A 21,585-nucleotide genomic window follows, 5' to 3' on the forward strand; every position below is an offset into this window, starting at 1 on the left:
CGACGGACCACGCCCATGAGAGCTCCGGCCCGCGAGCCGCCGACGAAACGACGCTATCCGGGGATCAGAACAACCTTGCCGAGGTTGCGCCGCCCCTCGATAACGGCGTGCGCCTCGGCCGCGTCTTCCAACGCGAACTCTGCGTGCACGGCGGGGCGCAACTGGCTCGACGCGTAGTACTGCCACAGCTCCTGACGCCACTGCTCATACACATCGGGCCGCCCCCGAGCGATGCGGGCCATCTGGAAGCCGATCACCGATTTGGCGCCGACGAGCAGGTCGTATGCCTGGATGGTTCCGCCACCGGAGCTGTAGGCGACCAGACGTCCACCGGGAGCCATGGCCGCGATAGCCGGTGTGAGCAGGTCACCGCCGACGGCGTCCAACACGTAGTCGGTCGGAGCGCCCCAGGACTCCTGGCTGTACTCGACCACCTCGTCGGCGCCGAGGTTCTGCACGAACTCCGCCTTGGCGAGATTCGACACCGCACCGACTACCCGTGCGGCGCCGCGCACCCGCGCCAACTGGACCGCGAGGTGTCCGACTCCGCTCGCGGCGGCGGTGATGAGTGCCGACTCCCCCTCCTTCGGGGACGCGGCGTCGAGCGCACCGAGCGCGACCAGGCCACTACGTACCAGCGCGACAGCGTCGACCGCCGAAGCTCCGTCCGGAATCGGCGAGGCCATGGCCGCCGAAAGCAGCGCATAGTCGGCGTAGCCGTGCCCGAACACCAAGCCGGTGACCCGATATCCAGGCGCGTACCCGTCGACGCCCTCGCCGACCGCGACCACCTCACCGGCGATCTCGCCACCCAACGCGATCGGTTCGCGCTGCTCGCGCACCTTCCGCACCACCGGCAAGGTCACCCCGACCGCGTCGACGCGTACCAGGAGTTCCCCCGGCCCGGGCGTCGGCAGCTCGACCGAGACGAGTTCGAGCACTTCGGGACTACCGCTGCGCTCGTATTGCACCCGCCGCATCGCACCTCCAGAAATCGTTAGAAGGCGCAACGGTAACCGGATCACAGCGCGCAGCCACGCCCCATTACGTGCGGGAGTGCTCGATCTCACCGTTGGCCGGCACCCGCGCAGAACCTGCCCACGTGGTGTGCGTCATCGACATCACCCGCGACGACTTCGCCACCTACCTGCTCGATCCGGCCACCGATGAGGCGGCGATCCGCAAGCACGCCGACGGCGCGAACTCATCGCCGTCGCATCGGAGACCTTCGCCGAGTTCATCTTGCGGTAGGCGAGGTGCGGCGTAGCGTGACCGGTATGGAGCCGACCACAGAAGTGGTGACGGCGCGTCCGGCACCAATGCTGGCGGCGTTCATCGACCGCTACGTCGGCTACCGCATGTTCGGGTTCGCCGCGGCGGTGCATCGCGGGTTGCCCTCGCGGCACATGACTTTCATCGTCGCCGTCGGTCCCACCATCGATGTCGTCGAGCAGACCGATCCGCGTCAGTCCCCGCAGGACTACCGCTGCGTGGTGAGCGGTCTACAGGCGAGCACTGCGCTCATCGCGCACAACGGACACCAGGAAGGCGTGGCCGTTGAGCTGACACCGCTGGGCTGCCGCACTCTGTTCGGCATGCCCGCGGCGGCGTTGTGGGACACGTCGATCGAATTCGCCGACCTGGCCGGGCCCGCGGGTCTGGAACTCTGGGAGCGTGTGCAGCATGCGCCGACGTGGCCGGAACGCTTCGCGGCGTGCGACCGGGTCCTCTCGGCACTCGCCGACCCGGACCGCACCGTCGGCCCCGAGCTGACGTGGGCATGGCGCACCATGGTCCGTTCCCGCGGCGGCATCTCGGTCGGCCCGCTGGCCGAGGAGATCGGGTGGAGCAGGCAGCATCTCACCCGCCGCTTCAGCCGGGAATTCGGCCTGAGCCCGAAGCTGGCGGCCAGGATCACCCGGTTCGAGCGGACGCGGCGGATGCTCGAGCACCCGCCGTCGTTCGTCACCATCGCACAGGTTGCCGCTGCCTGCGGCTACTACGACCAGGCTCATCTCGATCGCGACTTCGCCGAATTGGCCGGGACCAGCCCGACGAGATGGCTGGCCGAGGAGATTCCATCCGTCCAAGACTCCGAGGGGTCCGCGGGATGACGATGAGCGACATGACTACTGAAACCAGCACCCGAACCGCCGTCTGGCCAACCCTGATCTTCCGCGACGCCCACGCCATGGCCACCTTCCTCGTCGAGGCGTTCGGCTTCCAGCAGACCGCGCTCTACGCCAGTGCGGACGACCCATCGATCGTCGAACACGGTGAACTGCGCTGGCCCCTGGGCGGCGGCATCATGTTCGGCTCGGCGGGCAAGGACGACAGCGCGTTCGGCACCCGCCCGCCCGGCCACGACTCGGTCTACATCGTCTGCGAGGACCCCGACGCCCTGTTCTCCCGGGCCACCGCCGCGGGCGCCGAGCTGGTCCGCGGCCTGCGCGACGAGGACTACGGCTCGCGCGGCTTCACCGTTCGTGACCCGGAGGGCAACCTCTGGAGCTTCGGCACCTACTGGGGTTCCTAACGACCGCCGAGTCCCGACATGGCGATGCCGCGAATGAACGCGCGCTGGCCGATCGCATAGATCACTAGCAGCGGAAGCAGGATGACGACCGCGGCGGCCATGAGGATGGGCCACTGGGTATGGTACTGGCCTTGCAGCCGGACCAGACCCAGTGTGGCGGTGGCGATATCGTTGCGCTGGATCATGACCAGCGGCCAGAGGAAGTCGTTCCACACGGTGATCCACGTGAGCACGGCGAGCACCATGAGAGCGGGCCGGGTGTGCGGCAGCAGGACCCGCCAGTAGACCTGCCAGGTGGAGCAGCCGTCCAGGATGGCCGCCTCCTCCAGTTCCGCCGGTAGCGTACGGAAGAACTGGCGCATCAGGTAGGTGCCGAAAGCGCTGCCGAACAGGCCGGGCACGATCATCGCCCACGGAGTATCCACCCAGCCGAATCCGCGCATCAGCAGGAACTGCGGAATCACCGTCACGGTCAGTGGCACCATCAGCGTCGCGAGGTAAGCGAGGAACAATACGTCTCGTCCCCGGAAACGCAAGCGGGCAAAGGCATATCCAGCCAAAGAGCAGAAGAAGACCTGTCCCGCCGTGACGCACAGCGCATAGACCGTGGTGTTGAGCAGCATCCGGCCCAGCGGCAGCAGGTCGAATACTTTGCCGTAGTTCGACCACCGCGGACGCTCCGGAAGCAACGTGGCGTCGGCGATCTCGCCGTCCTGCTTCAGTGACCCGGACACCGCCCACAGGATCGGTGCGAGCGCACACCACGCGACGCCGACGAGCGTGGCGTATACCGCGGCGCCGCGCACCATCCGCCGCATGATCGCCCGCTCTACCCGGCTGCGGACGAGAAGCGCGCTATCGCGCCGGACCGGCAGCGAGCGCCGCACCGCCTCGCAGGCGTTCATTGTTCGACCTCCGCCCGCCGGGCCATCCGCAGCTGCAGCAGCGTCAGCAGGAAGAGGATCGCGAAAATCACCCAGGCCAGCGCGGACGCGTAGCCGACCTCATAGAAGCCGAACGCGTTCTGGAACAACATGATCCCGAGCAGGTAGGTGCCCGTCTCCGGCCCGCCGTTACCGCCGGTCAGTGCGTAGGCCTGGTCGAATGCCTGCACCGAGTTGATGATCGTGATGATGAAGACGAACGACAGCGGCCCTCGGATCAGCGGCAGGGTGATCGAGGTGAACCGGCGCAGCGTTCCGGCGCCGTCGATTTGCGCCGCCTCGTAGAGCGTCTCGGGCACGCCCTGCATGGCGGCGAGCAGGATGACCGTCGCGAACGGGACACTCTTCCACACGGTGACCAGGCTGAGCGAGACCAGCGCCCAGTCCGGATCGATCAGCCACGGCACCGCGTCGATCCCGACCCAGCCGAGCGCGAGGTTCAGCAGCCCGTCCTCGGTGAAGATGAACCGCCACACCACCGCCATCGCGACGGTGGAGGCGACCAACGGCAGGAACGCGATCGTCCGAAATATTCCGATACCGCGCAACTTCCGATTCAGAACCGTGGCGACCCCGAGGCCGATCGCCACGGTGGGCACCAACGTCAGCACGGTGAAAACGGCCGTGTTGCGCAACGCGATGAGAAACAACGGGTCCGAACCGAACAACCGGTGATAGTTGTCCACACCGACAAACCGCATGGGGCTGAACAAGTCCCACGAATGAAAACTCAGATAGAGCGAGAAAACCAACGGTAACAACAAGAAAACGGCGACGGCGCCCATATTGGGCGCGATAAATGCCCAACCTGCCCGTTCCCGCCGCCTGGCCAAATGGGAGGGCGCGCCGGCCGGGGCCTGGCGGAGGACTTTGCCGACGGTTTGCGACCACTGTGCTCTCTTCATGGCACAGCCAGGAGCGCGTCGACGTCGGAGGCGAAGCTGCCGTTCAGGGAGGCTGCAGTGGCGGCGCCGCGCAGGACCCGGTTGGAGCCGCGCTCCAGCAGCGCGGAGACCTTGCCCCACGCAGGAGTCACCGGCAGCGGGCGGGAGTTGGCCGGGCCATCGGTGAACACCTCGAGGTTGCGGATCTCGCGATGTGCGGCGGCGAAACCCGGCGCGCCCATGGCGGATCTCAGCACCGGCACGAACAGGCCGGACGCAGCGATAATCGCCTGCCCCACCGGTCCGGTCGCGAATTTGACGAACTCCCAAGCCTGTTCGATATGCGGGCTGTCCGCCGCGATGGACAAGCCCGTGCTGCCGACATCGGTGATCGCGCCGGGGCCGCCGTGCGGGCCGACCGGCAGCACCGTGACGTCGATGGCGAGATCGTCGTGCCCGGCGAATTCGGAGTACAGCCAGTGCCCACCCATAACCATGGCCGCCCGGCCGCGCCGGAACAGGTCCGGCGCCGAAACCGACTGCGTATCCGCCACTTTCGGTGCTACGCGGTGGCGCACCGCGAGATCGGCGTAGAACTGGAACCCTTCAGCGAACTTGGGATCACCGAGGTTCGTCCTGGTCGGACGCACCGGCGGCGTGAACCACTCGGCACCGTTGTTCCTGCCGAAGCAGGCCGCCGAGAAGTACGGCACCCAGGCGTCGGCGAAGCCCCACCTGGTCCGCCCGGAGGACTCGTGACTGGTCAACGCGCGGGCGGCAGCGAGGAATTCGTCGAACGGCCAGGCATCGCGCCAGCGGGCGGGCGGGGTGAGCCCCGCGTCGGCGAACAGCTCGCGGTTGTAATAGAGGAACACCCCTGACCATTGTTCGGGCAAGGCGTACTGACCACCCGCGTAGGTGAAGGTGTCGTACAGCGCCGGATAGCTGTCGGCCCGCAGCGCGGCGGCGTAGGCCGGATCGCGGTCGAGCAGCGTGTTCAGATCCAGCAGTACGCCACGCTCGGCCAAGCCGGAATACAGCAGTTCCCAGGCCATCATCACGTCCGGGCACTTACCGCCCGCGCAGTAGGTGAGCATCTGCTGCAGCGGGTCCGGGCCGGACATGATGGTGCGAATCCTGATGTCCGGGTGCCGTTTCCGGAACTCGTCGATGATCTTCAGCCGCACCCGCGCCTCCTCCGGCCTGGCCTGGAAGAAAAAAGTCAGCGCGTCGTCGGGAGATCCGCACCCGGCGCCGGCGGCCAGCGGCGCGGCCAGCGCCGACCCGAGCAGCGTCCGACGACGGACCGGGGCAGCGGGGGTAGGACGCGACACAACCCTCCTCGGGGGCGGATGTGGAGCTTCTCGAACCGCATGGCAGCATACTTTCGGCTACATCAGCGTGACGGCCGACACATGAACAATATTTCACGACGGTCAGCCCGGATGCGGAATCGGCACACGGGGGACACCGATCGGATACGTTGTCACATGTTTCGGCAGGGTCCTGCGCGTTTTACAGGAGAGTAAATAGATGGCGACAATCGAATATCTGCGGACCGATCCCGATCTGCCGCCTGTCGGCGTGGTCGACAAGTCACCGATCACTCCGGCCAAGAAAGCGATCTTCGCCGGGATCGCCGTACTCGGCGCCATCGCATGGGCGGTGCTTGCCATCTCGCGTGGCGAATCGGTCAACGCCGTGTGGATCGTGATCGCCGCGGTCAGCACCTACATCATCGCGTACCGGTTCTACGCCAGGTTCATCGAACGCAAGATCACCAAACCGCGTGACGACCTGGCCACGCCCGCCGAGATCCTGGAGAACGGCAAGGATTACATGCCGATGGACCGGCGGGTGCTCTACGGGCACCATTTCGCCGCCATCGCGGGCGCAGGCCCGCTGGTCGGCCCGGTCCTCGCCGCGCAGATGGGCTACCTGCCAGGCACGATCTGGATCGTGGTCGGCGTTGTGCTGGCCGGTGCGGTGCAGGACTACTTGGTGCTGTGGGTCTCGATGAAGCGGCGCGGACGCAGCCTCGGGCAGATGGCCCGCGACGAACTCGGCGTGATCGGCGGCTGGTCGGCCATCGTCGGCGTACTCGTGATCATGATGATCCTGCTCGCGGTGCTCGCGCTGGTAGTGGTCAACGCGCTCGCCCACAGCCCGTGGGGCGTCTTTTCGATCGGCATGACCATTCCGATCGCGCTGTTCATGGGTGTGTACCTACGATTCCTGCGACCGGGCAAGGTCGGCGAAGTTTCCGCCATCGGGTTCGCACTGCTGATCCTGGCCATCCTCGGCGGTGGCTGGGTGTCGGAAACGGACTGGGGCACCGACTGGTTCACGCTCTCGCCGGTCACCATCTCCTGGCTGCTGATCGCCTACGGCTTCGTCGCCTCGGTGCTTCCGGTGTGGCTGCTGCTCGCGCCGCGTGACTATCTGTCCACCTTTATGAAGGTCGGCACCATTATCCTGCTCGCGGTCGGCATCCTGGTCACGCTTCCGGTGCTGAAGGCGCCCGCCGTCTCGGATTTCGCGGCATCCGGCACCGGCCCCGCCTTCGCGGGCTCACTGTTCCCGTTCCTGTTCATCACCATCGCCTGCGGCGCGCTGAGCGGTTTCCACGCGCTGGTCTCCTCCGGCACCACGCCGAAGCTGCTGGAGAAGGAATCGCACGCGAAGATGATCGGCTACGGCGGCATGCTGATGGAGTCGTTCGTCGCGGTCATGGCCATCATCACCGCCTCGATCATCGACCAGCACCTGTATTTCGCGATGAACGCACCGCTCGGACTCACCGGCGGCACGGCGGAGAAGGCCGCGGCCTACACCAACAGCCTGGGGCTGAGCGGTCCACCCGCGACACCGGCCGAACTGAGCCAAGCCGCGAGCGATGTCGGCGAGACAAGCATCATCTCCCGCACGGGCGGCGCGCCGACGCTGGCCATCGGCATCTCCGAGGTGTTTCACCAGTTCCTCGGTGGCACGAGCATGAAGTCGTTCTGGTACCACTTCGCGATCATGTTCGAGGCGCTGTTCATCCTCACCACGATCGACGCGGGAACTCGCGTCGCCCGCTTCATGCTGTCGGACGCGCTGGGCAACTTCGGCGGTGCGGCGAAGAAGTTCCGTGACCCGTCCTGGCGGGTCGGCGCGTGGCTGTGCTCGGCCGTCGTGGTCGCGGCGTGGGGTTCGATCCTGCTGATGGGCGTCACCGACCCGCTGGGCGGCATCAACACGCTGTTCCCACTGTTCGGCATCGCCAACCAGCTGCTCGCGGCGATGGCGCTGACCGTGGTTCTGGTGATCGTGGTAAAGAAGGGCCTGGCCAAGTGGGCATGGATTCCGGCCATTCCGCTGGTCTGGGACCTCGCGGTGACCATGAGCGCGTCCTGGCAGAAGATTTTCTCCGACGATCCGAAACTCGGATACTGGAAGCAGCACAGCATCTGCCAGACGGCGCAGGACGCCGGGAAGTTGTGCCTGACGGCGAAGACCCAGGACGATATGAACGCGATCGTGCGCAACACCTTCATCCAAGGCACGCTGTCGGTTCTGTTCGCGGCGCTGGTGCTGATCGTCGCGGTCGTCGGCGCGGTGGTGGCGTTCCGCGCCTGGCGCTCCGGCCGGACCACGACCACCGAAACTCCGGAGGAGCCGTCGAAGATCTTCGCGCCCAGCGGTTTCGTCGCCACCTCGGCGGAGAAGGAAGTCCAGAAGCAGTGGGACGAGCTGATCGCGGCCGGAAAGGTTCGCGCGCCCGGCGCGGCGCACGCGCACGCGCGATGAGCGGCGCCATGTCGCCGCGTGCCGGCCGGTCCACGCGACCGGCCGGCACGCGGCTGCGCGCCGCGGCACATGCCTGCGTCGGCGGCGCTCGCGCCGGCGTCTGGTGGTTCAACTCGATCCTGGGCGGGCAGGATTACCAGCGGTATGTCGATCATCTGCGGCGCAATCATCCAGGTTGCGAGATTCCGACCGAACGGGAGTACTGGCGGCAGCGCCATGCCGACGCGGACAACAATCCCACCAATCGCTGCTGCTGAGTCCGACCGAGGGCACTGATTTTTCAGTGCGCGCCGCCGCATGTCGAGTTGGTAGTTCACACAGCACTTGGCCGCTTGATCGTTGTGCGATGTCACGGCGGTCGTGCGAAGCACGGACCTCAGCGCGGGATGGTGGCCGATTTCCGCGAGCACAGGTCGGCCGTAGCTGACATTGTGGTTGGCGTGACGATCACGGCATTGGATTTCGAGCGCTGCTATCGGGCGGTGTCGACCAGAGACTCCCGCTTCGACGGGCAATTCTTCACCGCGGTGCGCACCACCGGAATCTATTGCCGTCCTTCGTGTCCGGCTATTACGCCGAAGCGCGCCAACGTGTCGTTCCTGCCGACCGCCGCCGCGGCGCAGCAGGCGGGCTACCGCGCTTGCCGCCGCTGTCTGCCGGACGCAGCGCCCGGCTCGCCGTTGTGGAACACCAGGGCGGATCTGGCCGCGCGGGCGATGCGGTTGATCGGCGACGGCGTCATCGAACGCGGCGGGGTGCCCGCGCTGGCCGCCACGCTGGGCTATTCGCAGCGGCAGCTCACCCGCGTGCTGACCACCGAGTTGGGCGCCGGACCGTTGGCGCTGGCCCGTGCGCACCGTGCGCACACCGCGCGGCTGCTGATCCAGACCACGGCGATGCCCATGTCGGACATCGCGTTCGCTGCCGGGTTCGCCTCCATCCGCCAGTTCAACGACACGGTGCGCGAGGTGTTCGCGGTCAGCCCGACCACTATGCGGACCGAGGCTCAACGCGCGAGAAACGGGTCCGCGGCACGCCAGGCGCCCGCCACCAACGGATCGCTCACCCTGCGGCTGCCCTACCGGGAGCCGCTGGACCGCGCCTGGCTGGAGTGGTTCTTCTCGGCGCACGCCGCCCCCGGTGTGGAGCTGTGGGAGAACCGCGCCTACACCAGAAACCTGCGCACCCCGCACGGGCACGCCACAACACGGCTGAGCTTCCAGCGCGACCACGTGCGTGCAGAGTTGTCCCTGCATGACATGCGCGACCTGGCACCGACGGTGGCGCGGTTGCGGCATCTGCTGGATCTGGACGCCGATCCGATCGGCATCGACGAGGCGCTCGGCGTCGGGCCCGCTCAGCCCGGGCCGTCTGCCCAACGGCTGTCGGACAACCACACCGAGCAGCTGCCGGACGCGGGTGCGGGTTCGCCACCGGATGCCGAGGCGATGCCCGAGGTCAGCCGTTCCGGCACGCGGCGGCCCTCGTTCACGCCGGGCATTCGGGTGCCCGGCTGCCTCGACGCAGCCGAGCTGTTGCTCCGCACCATGATCGGACAGCAGATCTCGGTGTCCGCTGCCGCCACGCACACCGCCCGGCTGGTGGAAACGCTCGGCGAGCGAGTGGACGGGCCGCTCCCCCTGCTGTTCCCAGCCCCGGATGTGATCGCCGAACGCGGCGCCGAGGTGTTGACCGGTCCTGCGCGGCGGGTCCGGTCGATCGTCGCCGCGGCGGAGGCGCTCGCCTCGGGTGAACTGGTGCTGCACCAAGGTCGCACCGCCGTCGATCTGCGCCGCGAACTGCTCGCGCTGGATGGCGTGGGGCCGTGGACGGCCGACTATGTGACCATGCGCCTGCTCGCCGAGCCGGACGTCCTCCTCGGCACCGACCTGGTTGTCCGCCAGGGCGCGAACCTGCTCGGCATCGACCTGAAGGACACCGCACGCTGGGCGCCGTGGAGGTCGTATCTATCAATGCACCTATGGAAGGCAGCGTTGGCGGAACGGGCCACACAACCGAGAACTTCCCCGCGCGCCACGACGAAAGGCAGTGTCGAAACATGAACGCCCCCACCACAATTCGCTCCAGCATTGACGAAACGCGCAACCGCACCGCCGACTTCGCCGTCGTCGCCACCCCGATCGGACCGTTCACCACACTCGTGGATGCGGACGGAGCCGTTCTCGCCTCCGGATGGACCGCCGACGCGGAGAACCTACGCGGCCTGGTCCATCCCACGCTGCGCCCGGCCGCGCTGCGGCAACGGGAGTCACTGGGCGAGGTGACCAGCGCGGTCACCGCATACCACGAAGGCGACCTCACAGCGATCGATTCGATTCCCGTTCGCCAGCAATCCGGACAGTTCCTGGTGCACGCCTGGGCCGTGCTGCGCACGGCCCAGCCGGGTAGCCCGCTCACCTACACCGAATTCGCCGCCCGCGCCGGCCGCCCCGAGGCCACCCGCGCGGCGGCCAATGCGTGTGCCCGCAATGCCGCCGCGCTGTTCGTGCCCTGCCACCGGGTCCTCCGCATCGGCGGAGCACTCGGCGGGTTCCGCTGGGGCCTCGACGTGAAGCGCTGGCTGCTGAGCCACGAGGCGTGAGGATGCACGATCCGCCAGTGCGCATCCACTGTCGGGCGCCACCGATCCGCACGAAGATCGAATGTTCGGCCGCCGGGCAGCCAAGCATGCTACGACGCCTGTAGCAGTCCGTAGTAATTGCGTAGCCCAGCCCTCGCCCTGTGGCTAGCCTGGAAACATGACCGCTCCTGCCGAACTCCCCGAGATCCCGCAACGCGAACTCCGCAATCACGCGAGCCGCGTGCTGCGCGAGGTCGGGGCCGGGCGCTCGTACACCATTACCGTCGACGGAACGCCGATCGCGGATCTGATTCCGCACCGTAATGCGAGGCGGCGGACAGCAGTGCCACGCGACGAAGTATTCGCCGCCTTCGCCGGATTGTCGTCCGTTGGGAAGACTTGCCGCGACGATGCCGACCGGTACGTCGATGATGCGCTCTACGATCCTTACGATCGCGCGCACCGCCGAGGCGAATTCGCGGTGGAGGACGGCGAGTGACGCTCTCCCCGGAGCGCGGCTTGGTCGACACCAATGTCGTGATTCTTCTCGATGATCTCGACTCGGGCGAACTGCCTCCCGAGATACTGATCAGCTCGGTGACGATGGCCGAACTCGCGGCAGGACCGCACTACACCGATGATTCCGGGGAACGTGCCCGACGCATCGAACGGCTGCAGAACGCCGAGGCGCTGTTCGAGCCGCTCCCCTTTGATACCTGGGCCGCACGCCGCTACGGGCACATTGTCGCTGCCGTGCTGGCCGCCGGGCGTAGTCCCAAGCCTCGCCGCATTGATCTGCTGATCGCGGCGATCGCATCGACCAATCGTCTGCCTCTTTTCACTGTCAACCCGAAGGATTTCGCGGGCCTGGAGAATCTCGTCACCATATCCGCAGTGACCCATCCGGACGATCGCCGACAAGCCGCTCGCTCGTCAGGTAACGGTAGCTTCCAGGTGGGAGCCGGTGCGGCCGCGCAGGACGTGTAGGCGGCTGGGGATGCGCTGGCGCATCTCGTCCACGTGGCTGACCACACCGACTACCCGCCCACCGGCACGGAGTTCGTCGAGCACACCCATCACGGCATCGAGGGTGTCCGCGTCGAGACCGCCGAACCCCTCGTCGATGAAGAGGGTGTCCAGTACGAGGCCGCCGGATTCGGCCGCGACGGTGTCGGCCAGGCCGAGCGCCAACGACAGCGAGGCCATGAATGTTTCACCGCCGGAGAGTGTCTTGGCCGGTCGGACGACGCCGGTGTAGTCGTCGCGGATGTCGAGCCCGAGCCCGCCTCGACGACCGCGCGGCCCCGCTTTGTCGGAGTGGACGAATTCATAGCGGCCACCGGACATTCTGCGCAGCCGCAGCGACCCGGCCTGCGCCACCTCTTCCAGGCGGGCGGCAAGGACATAGGAGCGCAGCGACATGCGCCGATTGTTCTCGCCCCGCCCTGCGACGACCTCCGCGAGACCGGCCAGTTCCGCATAGGCCTGCTGTGCAGGGGCGATTCGGTCGACGGCGGCCCAGAGCTGGCCGCCGAGATCCTCGAGCAGGCTCACCCGCTTGCTCGCTTCGGCGTGGGTAGCGACCGCGGCGTTCAACCTGTCCTGCGCGGCAGCGACCTGTGCGTCGAGTTCAGCAAGGTCGCCAGGCTCCAGCGCCGCCGCCGCCTCGATCTCCGGCTCCGCCAGAACCGCTTCCGCATGGGCACGGGCACGGTCGGCTGCCACGAGTTCCGCCTCGAGCTCGGCCTGCCGCTCTGGGGTACGGGAGGCAGCGGTGACCACCTTCGCGTAGGCGGTCAGCACCGCGACGTCATTGCGCGGAGCACTGGTCGCGGCGCGGACCGAAACCTCGCGGGTATCGCGTACCGAGTCGACTTCGGCGTCAGCAGCGGCGTCGGGCGCGGCAGCGCCGTCGGCGGCGGAAGCAGTGCCGACGTCGGCCGCCGCGGCATCGCTGTCAGCGGCGGACGATTCCGCGGACAAGGCAAAGGCTTCGCCGGACCGGAGCACATTGCCCGCCGTCGCGTCCGCGGCGGCCGAACGATGTGCCGCTGCCGCGCAGCCGCCGCTGCCGGGCCCCAGATCACCGATCGGCACTTCTGGTACGAAACCTGCTGCGCAGGCAAGATTCTCGACCCGGTTGGCGATAATCGACACCTGATCACGGGCCGCCGCCGCCGCTACCCGGGCATCGCGCAGAGCGGTGGCGTCCGCGACGAGGGCACTGAACCTGGCACGACGGCGGTCGATGGTCTCGTCGGAGCCCGCCGCTGTGCGCAGGCGGTCGATGAGTTCGGCGAGGCGCACGTCGGCGGAGGCGATGGTGGCGGCGACGGCGCTGCGGCGGGCGGTGGCCTCGCGCAGCTCGTTGTGCAGGCGAGCTTCTTCGCCGCGCAGCCTCGCCAGTTCGGCAGCGCGGTCGTCGGTGCGCGCCGCCAGCTCGGCGGTGTCCTCGTAGCGGTCGGTGGCGGCGCGCAGCGCGGCGGCGAGCTCGACGCGGTCGGTGTCGCCGCCGCGCGCGATGAGCGCTTCGATTTCCCGTTCGAGCCCGGTGATGTGGGCAAGCACCCGGTCTCGGGTGTCTTCCGCCGAGCGCTCGGCCGCCACGGCGGCGTCCTCTTCGGGCTTGGACACCGCGGTGCCGGTGGGCTGGGCCGGCACGGGATGGTCGGCTGACCCGCAGACCGCGCACGGTCGGCCGTCGACCAACTCGCCGGCAAGTTCGGCGGCCATGCCGGTCAGCCTGCGCTCGCGCAGGTCGAGCACAAGCTCCTTGGCATCGAGGTGGGCCGTGCGGGCGGTCTCCAACTCGACCCTGGCGTGGTCGAGTGCCGTTCGGCGAGTGGCCAGTTCGACGGCGGCCGTCGCGGCGGTCTGCAGTCGTTCGGTTTCCGCGGTGAACCCCGGCAGCGCCGCGACCGCTTCGGCCGCCTCGCGCAGCCTGTCCTCGGCGGTGGCGAGCGCGGCCGGAAGCACGTCGCGCAGCTCGGTGAGCTTCGTGATCCTCGTGGCCAGCGCCGCGTCCTCGTCGCGCAGCGCGTTCAGCTCGCCACTGAGACGGGTGGCGGTCGCGGCATCGGTGCGCACTTCGTCCAACGCGCCGATCTGCCCGCTCCAACGCCGGATGGCCACGTCGAGGTCGGCGTCCTCCCGTACCTCCGGCGCACCCTCGCTCGCGGTACCTGCGAATCGGACCAGCTCGGTGCCACCGAGATCGCCGCCCGCCGGCTCGAGCAGTCGGACCGCCAATTTCTCTGCTGCGCTGCGGTTTTCGCCATCCTTGCGGCGCAACGCCAGCACCGACGAGCGCGCATCGCCGATCGCGGCGGCGACCGGTTCGGCGCGGCGCGCGAGCTCGAGTTCTGTTCGCAAGGCGGCGCGCTGGTCGGCTCTCGCAGCGTAGTCGTCGAGCTGCCGACGGGCCGCGGCCATGCGGCGGTGCAGCTCGTGCAGCCGGCGCTGTTCCTCGGCTCTCGCGCGCGTCCGTGCCGAATCCTGGTGGCAGTGTTCGGTTTCCCTGGCGGACGTGGTCAGATCGGCGCGCGCGGTGGACAGCAGATCCTGCGACCACCCGACGGCTTCCAGCGTGTCGACCGACTCCGCCACTGCGGCCCCGGCCGCCATACCGATCTGGGTGATCAGCCGATCGATACCCTGCTTACGCGATTCCAATTCGACTTCCGCGGCACGGCGTTTATCCGCCAGCCACTGCTCGGCGGTACCGAAACGCCGGGTGTCGAAGAGCTTTTCGAGCAGCTTCTCCCGGTCTTCGTTCTCCGCCCGCAGAAATCGGGCGAAATCGCCCTGTGGCAGCAACACCACCTGGAAGAACTGGTCGGCGCTCATGCCGAGCAGGCGAAGGATTTCGTCACCGATATCGCCGATTCGGGAGAGGTTTTCGCCGCGGCCGTCCAACCAGGTCAGCGTCGCCTTGGGGGGTTCGGTGCGCATGCCGGTGCCGCGCCGTTTGGGCCGCTCGAATTCGGGGATGCGGGTCACGCGCAGCCGCCGCCCGCCAAGTGTCGCCTCGAGCACGACCTGCGGCGGCGTCTGCTCCGGCGCGTGATCGGAGTGCAGCCGCTTGCTCTCGCCGCGCGCACCCGGAACTCGGCCGTAGAGCGCGAAGGCGATCGCGTCCAGCACGGTCGTTTTGCCCGCGCCGGTCTGGCCGTGTAGCAAAAACAGCCCGTCGGCGCCGAGCACGTCGAAGTCGACGACCGTGGCCTCGGCGAACGGGCCGAAAGCGGTCATCTCCAGCTTGTGCAGCCTCATGCCGCCGCGCCCATGCCGATACCCGGATACGGCACGGTCATGCGGACAATTCCCCGCTCGTGGCGGCGACTGCCGCTTCCGGCTCCCGTTCCGCGACGGCGGCGGAGAGCGCGCGTTCCAGCCATGCCATTTCGCCACCGCTCGGGGCGCCGCGGACGTCTGTGAGGAAGCTGTGGGCGACTTCGGTGTCGCGGCGGCCGTGCACCCGCTCACGGTAGCGCAATTCCGGGTTGCCATCGGGCCGCATCCATTCCACGTGTACCGCGAACGGGAATCGTTCCCGCAGCTTGCGCATGGCGTCGACGGGACGGGCGATGTCGGTGAGCACCGCCGAGACGTAGTGCTGCTCGGCAGTGGTGTAGTCCGCGTCGGTCAGCAACTCGTCGAGGGTGCCGGTGATTTTGCTCAGTCCACGTACCACCGGCAGATCCCGGCGCCGGACCGAGTGCAATCCGGTCTTGTCCAGTTCGGCGATCCACACCGCCTTGCTATGCGAGTTCTCCGCGAAGGAATACGGCAGCGGCGAGCCTGAGTAGCGCACCGACTCCGACAGCGCCTGCGGCGAATGCAGGTGGCCCAGCGCCACGTAGTCGATGCCCTCGAAGGCGGTCAGCGGCACCGTTTCGACTCCGCCCACCGAGATCGACCGTTCCGATCCCGTGGCCTCCCCGCCGACGACGAAGGCGTGCGCAAGCACGACCGTCCGCACGTTGTCGCGGCCGGCGATGTCCGCGCGGATCCGGCCCATCGCGGCGTAGAGGACCTCGGCATGCGAATGCGCCTGCGGCACATCGAGTTCGGTGCGGGTAATCTCCGGCTCCAGGTAGGGGATGCCATAGAACGCCACCGGTCCGTGCTCGTCCTCGAGCAGAACCGGTCGGTCGGCATCGGCAACGGTGGTGCGCAGATGCAGCCCACCCGCCGCGGCGAAACTCGCGCCCGCCCCGAGCCGCGCGGGCGAATCGTGGTTGCCCGACGTCGCGACGATATGTGCCCCGGCCGCGCGGATGGCCTCGAATCCCCGGTTGCACACCGCGATCGCGTCGGCGCTGGGGATGGACCGGTCATACACGTCCCCCGGCAGCACGACGACCTCGACCGACTCCTCGACCACCAGCTCCGCGATCGCGGCCAGTGAACGGGCCTGGTCGGCAAGCAGATCCACGCCGTGGAACGTGCGCCCGATATGCCAGTCCGAGGTGTGCAGCATCCGCATGCCGCGAAACCGTAGGCCAACCCACCGACAGACTCCAATTGCCGCGCCGCCTCAGCGGATTTGCCGTGCCGCCGCACGGCGTGTTATGGCGTGTCCAGGCCAGCGAGTTCGACATGCGCCGAGCCGAGCGAAGGCTCGAGGCAGCCGCCTATGCGCCGGGCCGAACAACAGCGAGGCAACCGCTTACGCACCGAGCCGAGCGAAGGCTCGAGGCAGCCGCTTATGCACCGGGCCGAACAACAGCGAGGCAACCGCTTATGCACCGGGCCGAGCGAAGGCTCGAGGCAGCCGCCTATCTGGACGCCAGCGCGACCCGACGACCCCGGACCCGCGGGGGAGCTGCTCACCAGGCACGTCCCAACATATTGGGCGCACATCGCTGGCCGAGAAGGCGTACTGGGCAGTTTTCGATCCGGCGCCGGAGTTCGTGCCGTTCGTGCCGGCGATCCGTTTCCTGGATGCGGCGCTGACCACCGACTCGGGGTTGCTGGAGTATCTGTTCGGCCGGAACGTGATCCTCGCCCCACCCCGATCGCGTTGCTGCGCACGGTCGTGTTCGGCTGGCGTCAGGAATGTTCTTCACGGGCATGAAGACGATGCGGCACCTGGGCCGCGAGCTCTGCCAATGAACGGCATGACCGGCAGGCGCCTGGGCCGGGTCGGCGCGCAGCTGGGCATGGCGTGCTTTCAACGACATCGTCGCTCCCGTGGAGTCGCGGGTTATGGTCACCGTACGCACACTGCACGACCTGAAAATAGCTGGACAGAAGGTGCCCACGATCCCACGGGCGGGTTCCTGGCCACGTCCGGTGGGCTTCGCCGACACCGACGAGTAGCCGGGCAACGGCCCTGCCGTCACGCCGCTGATCACTGCGGCGGTTAGTGTGCATATCGTGGCTGCTTCCCAACGTGTGCGATCCCGGGTGCCCGCGCCGCAACGTTCGATCCTGCCGTCGGTGCCGGGCCTCCCGGTCGGCGCGGTGGTCCTGATCGCGGTTGCCTGCACGTTTGTGGGATTTCTGATCGATGCCGGCGGCGACGGCGGCGAATTGACCGGCTCGTTCACCGCGCTGTACATCGTCGGGTGTGTGGCCGCCGTCGCTGCCGTGCGCTACCGCGGGTTGTTCAGCACGATGGTGTTGCCGCCGCTGCTGCTGTTCGTCGCGGTGCCGCTGGCCTACCAGCAACTCTCCGGGCGAGGCTCGACCTCCCTGAAGGACATCTTGCTGAACCTTGCGATTCCACTGGTGAACCGGTTTCCGACCATGGTGCTGGCCACCGTCATCGTTCTGCTGATCAGCGGCGGCCGAATCATGATGCACCGCCGCGAGGAGGCGGAGGCCCGGTCACCGGCGTCGCGTCGTGGCGAGAGCCGGGGCAGGCCCGCGGCCAAGCGGCCACGGCCCGGCCGCCCCTCCGGCTCGCTCGCGGAACGCCGCAGGACACGCCGCCCGAAAGATGATGCCGACGCGCCCGGCTTGGACGAGGAAGCTCCCCGCCCGGCCCGCCGCCCCGCAACACAGGTCGCCGACGCCCCGCCCCGGGTCGCGCCGTCCCGTCCACGGGAGGGCCGAACCCCCGCCCGCGGCATCTCCCGCCCGACGGCGGCCATGCCCCGCGCGGAGGGCGAACCGCCGCGGGCCGCGGGCCGCCGCCGCGATGTGCCCCCGCATCCCCAGCCCAATGTCCGCTACCGCGAACGCGATTCGAGCCGCACCGAGCGGCGCAGACCGGAAAACCTATAGCGGCAGCTGCCTCGTCGTCGCGTCTGGGGAAAAACTCTCAGCCCGCTGCCTCAGCCGCTCGTGAAGCTCGTCATCGGATCCCTTCCGCGGCGTCGCCGGATGCGATTCGCTCAGCGGCGCGCGGTGCGCAATTCTCGGGGCAGCGCGAAGACCAGGGTCTCGTTCGCGGTGGTGACCGGCTGAACATCGCTGTAACCGTGCTCGGCCAGCATGTCCAGGACGCCGCGGACCAGGATTTCCGGGACCGACGCGCCGGAGGTGATGCCGATCGTGCGCACGCCGTCGAGCCAGGCCTGGTCGACCTCGCGGGCGAAGTCCACCAGGTGGGCCGCCTTGGCGCCGGCACCGAGCGCGACCTCGACCAAGCGCACCGAGTTCGAGGAGTTGCGGGAGCCGACCACGATCACGAGATCGCATTCCGGCGCCATCGCCTTCACCGCGACCTGGCGGTTCTGCGTGGCGTAGCAGATGTCGTCGCTCGGCGGGTCTTGCAGGCCGGGGAACCGGTCGCGCAGCCGCTGCACCGTCTCCATCGTCTCGTCCACGCTCAGGGTGGTCTGCGAGAGCCAGATCACTTTCGACTCGTCGCGCACACTGACCCTGTCGACCGCGTCGGGGCCATCGACCAGCTGCACATGGTCGGGTGCCTCACCGGCGGTGCCCTCGACCTCCTCATGGCCCTCGTGGCCGATCAGCAGGATGTCGTAGTCGTCGCGGGCGAACCGCTTCGCCTCCTGGTGCACCTTCGTCACCAGCGGGCAGGTCGCGTCGATGGTGTGCAGATTGCGCGCGGCGGCGGATTCGTGCACCGCGGGCGAGACACCGTGCGCGGAAAACACGACCACCGCACCCTCGGGCACCTCGTCGGTCTCGTCGACGAAGACGACGCCGCGCTCGCGCAGCGTTTCCACCACGTGCCGGTTGTGCACGATCTCCTTGCGCACATAGATCGGCGCGCCATGCTTCTCCAGCGTCTTTTCGACGGTTTCGACCGCACGATCGACACCGGCGCAGTACCCGCGTGGCTCGGCGAGCAGCACTCGCTTACCGCCGTCGGCATCGGCGTTTCCGGCGCCTGCCGAGCGGGCGATTCCGACGTTCAAGGAAATGGCCGAGGACATGCCCACAGGATACGTGCGGGCCCCATCCCCGCCACGTCCGGGAGTTGTCCGTCACAATCACCGCTCGTCGTGCGGTATCGACCGGTCAAGGGCTGCGAAATGGGGCGGAAGGCGGTCGCGAGCGAAGTCCGGCGGCGCAGGACCCGATGGCGACTCGTGCCGGGATCGACGTTCGTTCTCCGCCTCCGCAGGCCACATCTCGCAATGCCGGCCGATCCGTCGCGCCTGGATAGACGAATACGCGAACCGCGCGCGCCCCATCCTTTGAATAACACACCATTTCGGGCAGGCTAGAACCATGTTCCGACCACCGTTTCTGGCCCGGGTCGCCGCCGGTGCCGCCGTATACGCCCTCGAGGAATCCCGCAGGCTACCCACGGCGGCAATGAATTTCCCGATCACGGCCATCAGTCAGATGCTGCAGACGACGATGCACGTCCAGCAGTTCGTGACCAGCCTGGCGCTGAAGGGCGACGCGGTTTTCGACCGGTTGTCCAACAACCCGGTGGAGCAGCCGGAGTGGGCCACTTTCGATGAGGACCTCACCGATGACCCGAACCCAGGGCCCACTCGCACCAGCCGTTTCGACCTGTACGCCGCCGACGAGCCCGCGCCGTCCCCATTCGGCGCACCCGAACCGTTCCCCGCGGAAACCGTCTCCCGTGCCACCGAGACCAACGGACACACCTCCTCGGCGTCGATCTTCGAGCCAGAGACCGCCGAGCCGGAAACCTCCGAGCCGGAAACCGCTGAGCCGGAAACCGCCCCCGCCGCTGCCGGGGTCGTCGAGCCGGATGTCGCCATCCGCTACGGCTACGCCACGATGACGCTGGCCCAGCTGCGCGCCCGCCTGCGCATGCTGACGGTCGAGGACCTCACCGCGTTGCTGGAGTACGAACAGCGCACTGGCGCCAGGGCGCCATTCGTGACCATGCTGACGAATCGAATCGCCACTGTGCAGGCCCAGTGACCGAACCGAAACACCCTCCTCCACCGTGTTGGCCGAGATAAGCTCCGGGCAGTCTCCTCGGCGTATGCCCCCTGACCGCATGACATGCGTGTATGCCTGCCCCTTCGCGTATACCCGACCACTCGAAACAGGACGGCTCCCCATGACATGCGTGTACGCCTGACCGCATGACTACAGGACGGTTCTTCATATCAGGACGGCTCCCTATGACAGATTCCGCGTATGCCTGACCGGACGGCCCAGGACGGCCCACAGACTGGGGCAGGGACGCGGGCCAATTCCGCCGAACAACCGTGGCCGGTGCGTTCGGTGGCCATCAAGGTTGCCCAATGGATCGACCGGCTCGGCAGCATCTGGGTCGAGGGGCAGATCACCCAGATCAATATGCGCCCCGGCACGCGCACCGCGTTCTTGGTGCTGCGCGACCCGTCTGCCGACATGTCTCTTTCCGTGACGTGCGACCCGGATCTCCTCCGCAATTCCGCGGTCCCGCTGCAGGAGGGCAGCAGGGTGGTGGTCTACGGCAAGCTCTCGTTCTTCACCGGTCGCGGCACGATCTCGTTGCGCATAATCGAGATTCGCCCCATCGGCATCGGCGAGTTGCTGGCCCGCGTCGAGCGGCTCAAGGCGCTGCTGGCCGCCGAGGGTCTGTTCGATCCCCGGCTCAAGCGTCCGATTCCGTTCCTGCCCGCGACGATCGGCCTGATCACAGGGCGCGCGAGCGCCGCCGAGCGCGACGTCCTGACTGTCGCGCGAAATCGTTGGCCCGCAGTGCGTTTCGAGATTCGCAATACCGCGGTGCAAGGTCCGACCGCGGTACCGCAGATGCTCGCCGCACTGGCCGAGCTGGATCGCGATCCGGCCGTCGACGTAATCGTGCTCGCGCGTGGCGGCGGCAGCGTCGAGGACCTGCTGCCGTTCTCCGACGAGGCGCTGTGCCGCGCCATCGTGGCCGCGACCACCCCTGTTGTGAGCGCGATCGGCCACGAACCCGACAACCCGCTCAGCGACTTCGTGGCCGATCTCCGCGCGGCCACTCCGACCGATGCCGCCAAGCGCGTCGTCCCCGACGCCGCCGCCGAGTTGGCCGGCGTCCGTGAGCTGCGTGCTCGCACCGCCGCCGCGCTGCGCGGGTGGGTCGACCGCGAGACCGAGGCGCTGGCCCAGCTGCGATCCCGGCCGGTGCTGGCCGACCCACTGCGCGAACTCGACCTCCGCCACCAGGAGGTCGAGCGCCTGCGAACGGCGGCGCGCCGCTGCACCGAGCAACTCATCCGCACCGAATCCACGGCCGCCAGGCATTTGCGCGAGAAACTCACCGCCGTGGGCCCGGCCGCGACACTGGCCCGTGGCTACGCTGTCGTACAACGCGTCACCGGTCCGGAGCGGCATGTGGTGCGCACGATCGAGGACACGCCCGCGGGCAGCCAGTTGCGCATCAGGGTCGCCGACGGCGCCGTCACGGCCGCCGCGCTCGGTACCCAGGCCCTCGGCGCCGAGCACACCGACACAGGGAGGAACTGA

At 68.2% G+C, this 21,585-nt stretch carries 19 protein-coding genes; 12 read left to right on the forward strand and 7 right to left on the reverse strand.

Annotated features, from left to right (window positions below; translation table 11 throughout):
- Window positions 1–53: 53 nt before the first annotated feature.
- Window positions 54–980 (reverse strand): zinc-binding alcohol dehydrogenase family protein, encoded by a 927-nt coding sequence (locus tag OH799_RS19165; RefSeq protein ID WP_406265818.1) that lies wholly within the window; start codon window positions 978–980, stop codon window positions 54–56.
- A gap of 297 nt (window positions 981–1,277) precedes the next feature.
- Here OH799_RS19165 and OH799_RS19170 point away from each other — a divergent pair, with 297 nt between their 5' ends.
- Together OH799_RS19170 and OH799_RS19175 are read left to right on the forward strand one after the other, a co-directional pair.
- Window positions 1,278–2,114 (forward strand): helix-turn-helix domain-containing protein, encoded by an 837-nt coding sequence (locus OH799_RS19170; protein WP_406265821.1) that lies wholly within the window; start codon window positions 1,278–1,280, stop codon window positions 2,112–2,114.
- 11 nt (window positions 2,115–2,125) lie between these two features.
- Window positions 2,126–2,536, forward strand: a complete 411-nt coding sequence (locus tag OH799_RS19175) for a VOC family protein (protein ID WP_406265824.1) — start codon at window positions 2,126–2,128, stop codon at window positions 2,534–2,536.
- On the opposite strand, the gene OH799_RS19180 is transcribed toward OH799_RS19175, so the two are convergent.
- From OH799_RS19180 to OH799_RS19190, 3 genes are all read right to left on the reverse strand, one after another.
- Window positions 2,533–3,354, reverse strand: coding sequence for a carbohydrate ABC transporter permease (locus tag OH799_RS19180; protein WP_406282277.1), 822 nt, complete (start codon window positions 3,352–3,354; stop codon window positions 2,533–2,535). The genes OH799_RS19175 and OH799_RS19180 overlap by 4 nt on opposite strands.
- 83 nt (window positions 3,355–3,437) lie before the next feature.
- Window positions 3,438–4,313: a carbohydrate ABC transporter permease gene (locus OH799_RS19185; protein WP_406282280.1), complete on the reverse strand. Its 876-nt coding sequence runs from the start codon at window positions 4,311–4,313 to the stop codon at window positions 3,438–3,440.
- Window positions 4,314–4,381: 68 nt separating this feature from the next.
- The gene (locus OH799_RS19190; RefSeq protein ID WP_406265827.1) at window positions 4,382–5,698 is read right to left on the reverse strand and encodes an ABC transporter substrate-binding protein; all 1,317 of its coding nucleotides are present in this window, start codon (window positions 5,696–5,698) and stop codon (window positions 4,382–4,384) included.
- 199 nt (window positions 5,699–5,897) lie between these two features.
- Here OH799_RS19190 and OH799_RS19195 point away from each other — a divergent pair, with 199 nt between their 5' ends.
- The 6 genes from OH799_RS19195 to OH799_RS19220 all read left to right on the forward strand — a co-directional run bounded on the left by OH799_RS19195 (window position 5,898) and on the right by OH799_RS19220 (window position 11,724).
- On the forward strand, window positions 5,898–8,156 hold the full coding sequence (locus OH799_RS19195) for a carbon starvation CstA family protein (RefSeq protein WP_406265830.1): 2,259 nt from the start codon (window positions 5,898–5,900) through the stop codon (window positions 8,154–8,156).
- Window positions 8,157–8,209: 53 nt separating this feature from the next.
- A complete protein-coding gene (locus OH799_RS19200; protein ID WP_406282283.1) occupies window positions 8,210–8,413 on the forward strand; it encodes a YbdD/YjiX family protein in 204 nt (67 codons plus the stop codon).
- A gap of 129 nt (window positions 8,414–8,542) precedes the next feature.
- The gene (locus tag OH799_RS19205) at window positions 8,543–10,219 is read left to right on the forward strand and encodes a DNA-3-methyladenine glycosylase 2 family protein (protein ID WP_406265833.1); all 1,677 of its coding nucleotides are present in this window, start codon (window positions 8,543–8,545) and stop codon (window positions 10,217–10,219) included.
- On the forward strand, window positions 10,216–10,758 hold the full coding sequence (locus OH799_RS19210; protein WP_406265836.1) for a methylated-DNA--[protein]-cysteine S-methyltransferase: 543 nt from the start codon (window positions 10,216–10,218) through the stop codon (window positions 10,756–10,758). The genes OH799_RS19205 and OH799_RS19210 overlap by 4 nt, the downstream gene beginning before the upstream one ends.
- 157 nt (window positions 10,759–10,915) lie before the next feature.
- Window positions 10,916–11,236: a type II toxin-antitoxin system Phd/YefM family antitoxin gene (locus OH799_RS19215; protein ID WP_406265839.1), complete on the forward strand. Its 321-nt coding sequence runs from the start codon at window positions 10,916–10,918 to the stop codon at window positions 11,234–11,236.
- Window positions 11,233–11,724, forward strand: coding sequence for a type II toxin-antitoxin system VapC family toxin (locus OH799_RS19220; RefSeq protein ID WP_406265841.1), 492 nt, complete (start codon window positions 11,233–11,235; stop codon window positions 11,722–11,724). The genes OH799_RS19215 and OH799_RS19220 overlap by 4 nt, the downstream gene beginning before the upstream one ends.
- On the opposite strand, the gene OH799_RS19225 is transcribed toward OH799_RS19220, so the two are convergent.
- Both OH799_RS19225 and OH799_RS19230 read right to left on the reverse strand, forming a co-directional pair.
- On the reverse strand, window positions 11,671–15,009 hold the full coding sequence (locus OH799_RS19225; RefSeq protein WP_406265844.1) for an AAA family ATPase: 3,339 nt from the start codon (window positions 15,007–15,009) through the stop codon (window positions 11,671–11,673). The genes OH799_RS19220 and OH799_RS19225 overlap by 54 nt on opposite strands.
- A 37-nt stretch (window positions 15,010–15,046) precedes the next feature.
- Window positions 15,047–16,225 carry an exonuclease SbcCD subunit D gene (locus OH799_RS19230; RefSeq protein WP_406265846.1) on the reverse strand — a complete coding sequence of 393 codons (1,179 nt, stop codon included), beginning with the start codon at window positions 16,223–16,225 and terminating at the stop codon, window positions 15,047–15,049.
- Between the two features lie 707 nt (window positions 16,226–16,932).
- Here OH799_RS19230 and OH799_RS19235 point away from each other — a divergent pair.
- Both OH799_RS19235 and OH799_RS19240 read left to right on the forward strand, forming a co-directional pair.
- Entirely contained in the window at window positions 16,933–17,061 is a 129-nt protein-coding gene (locus tag OH799_RS19235) for a hypothetical protein (RefSeq protein WP_406265849.1), read from the forward strand.
- 57 nt (window positions 17,062–17,118) lie between these two features.
- Window positions 17,119–17,970, forward strand: coding sequence for a DUF6542 domain-containing protein (locus OH799_RS19240; RefSeq protein WP_406265852.1), 852 nt, complete (start codon window positions 17,119–17,121; stop codon window positions 17,968–17,970).
- A 110-nt stretch (window positions 17,971–18,080) separates the two neighbouring features.
- Here OH799_RS19240 and OH799_RS19245 read toward each other — a convergent pair whose 3' ends face one another.
- Window positions 18,081–19,091: a 4-hydroxy-3-methylbut-2-enyl diphosphate reductase gene (locus OH799_RS19245; RefSeq protein WP_406265855.1), complete on the reverse strand. Its 1,011-nt coding sequence runs from the start codon at window positions 19,089–19,091 to the stop codon at window positions 18,081–18,083.
- Between the two features lie 298 nt (window positions 19,092–19,389).
- On the opposite strand from OH799_RS19245, the gene OH799_RS19250 reads away from it, so the two are divergent.
- Together OH799_RS19250 and xseA are read left to right on the forward strand one after the other, a co-directional pair.
- Window positions 19,390–20,061 (forward strand): lipid droplet-associated protein, encoded by a 672-nt coding sequence (locus tag OH799_RS19250; RefSeq protein WP_406265858.1) that lies wholly within the window; start codon window positions 19,390–19,392, stop codon window positions 20,059–20,061.
- Window positions 20,062–20,283: 222 nt separating this feature from the next.
- Window positions 20,284–21,585 (forward strand): exodeoxyribonuclease VII large subunit, encoded by a 1,302-nt coding sequence (gene xseA / locus OH799_RS19255; protein ID WP_406265862.1) that lies wholly within the window; start codon window positions 20,284–20,286, stop codon window positions 21,583–21,585.

The organism is Nocardia sp. NBC_00881 (assembly GCF_045207455.1).
In the GTDB taxonomy this organism is placed as follows: domain Bacteria; phylum Actinomycetota; class Actinomycetes; order Mycobacteriales; family Mycobacteriaceae; genus Nocardia.

What these genes read in the sequence shown, in the direction of transcription:
- OH799_RS19165 (WP_406265818.1), bottom strand. Translation starts at nt 980, where the DNA reads ATGCGGCGGGTGCAATACGAGCGCAGCGGTAGTCCCGAAGTGCTCGAA.
- OH799_RS19170 (WP_406265821.1), top strand. Translation starts at nt 1,278, where the DNA reads ATGGAGCCGACCACAGAAGTGGTGACGGCGCGTCCGGCACCAATGCTG.
- OH799_RS19175 (WP_406265824.1), top strand. Translation starts at nt 2,126, where the DNA reads ATGACTACTGAAACCAGCACCCGAACCGCCGTCTGGCCAACCCTGATC.
- OH799_RS19180 (WP_406282277.1), bottom strand. Translation starts at nt 3,354, where the DNA reads ATGCGGCGGATGGTGCGCGGCGCCGCGGTATACGCCACGCTCGTCGGC.
- OH799_RS19195 (WP_406265830.1), top strand. Translation starts at nt 5,898, where the DNA reads ATGGCGACAATCGAATATCTGCGGACCGATCCCGATCTGCCGCCTGTC.
- OH799_RS19205 (WP_406265833.1), top strand. Translation starts at nt 8,543, where the DNA reads ATGGTGGCCGATTTCCGCGAGCACAGGTCGGCCGTAGCTGACATTGTG.
- OH799_RS19210 (WP_406265836.1), top strand. Translation starts at nt 10,216, where the DNA reads ATGAACGCCCCCACCACAATTCGCTCCAGCATTGACGAAACGCGCAAC.
- OH799_RS19215 (WP_406265839.1), top strand. Translation starts at nt 10,916, where the DNA reads ATGACCGCTCCTGCCGAACTCCCCGAGATCCCGCAACGCGAACTCCGC.
- OH799_RS19225 (WP_406265844.1), bottom strand. Translation starts at nt 15,009, where the DNA reads ATGAGGCTGCACAAGCTGGAGATGACCGCTTTCGGCCCGTTCGCCGAG.
- OH799_RS19230 (WP_406265846.1), bottom strand. Translation starts at nt 16,225, where the DNA reads ATGCGGATGCTGCACACCTCGGACTGGCATATCGGGCGCACGTTCCAC.
- OH799_RS19245 (WP_406265855.1), bottom strand. Translation starts at nt 19,091, where the DNA reads ATGTCCTCGGCCATTTCCTTGAACGTCGGAATCGCCCGCTCGGCAGGC.
- OH799_RS19250 (WP_406265858.1), top strand. Translation starts at nt 19,390, where the DNA reads ATGTTCCGACCACCGTTTCTGGCCCGGGTCGCCGCCGGTGCCGCCGTA.
- xseA (WP_406265862.1), top strand. Translation starts at nt 20,284, where the DNA reads ATGCCTGACCGGACGGCCCAGGACGGCCCACAGACTGGGGCAGGGACG.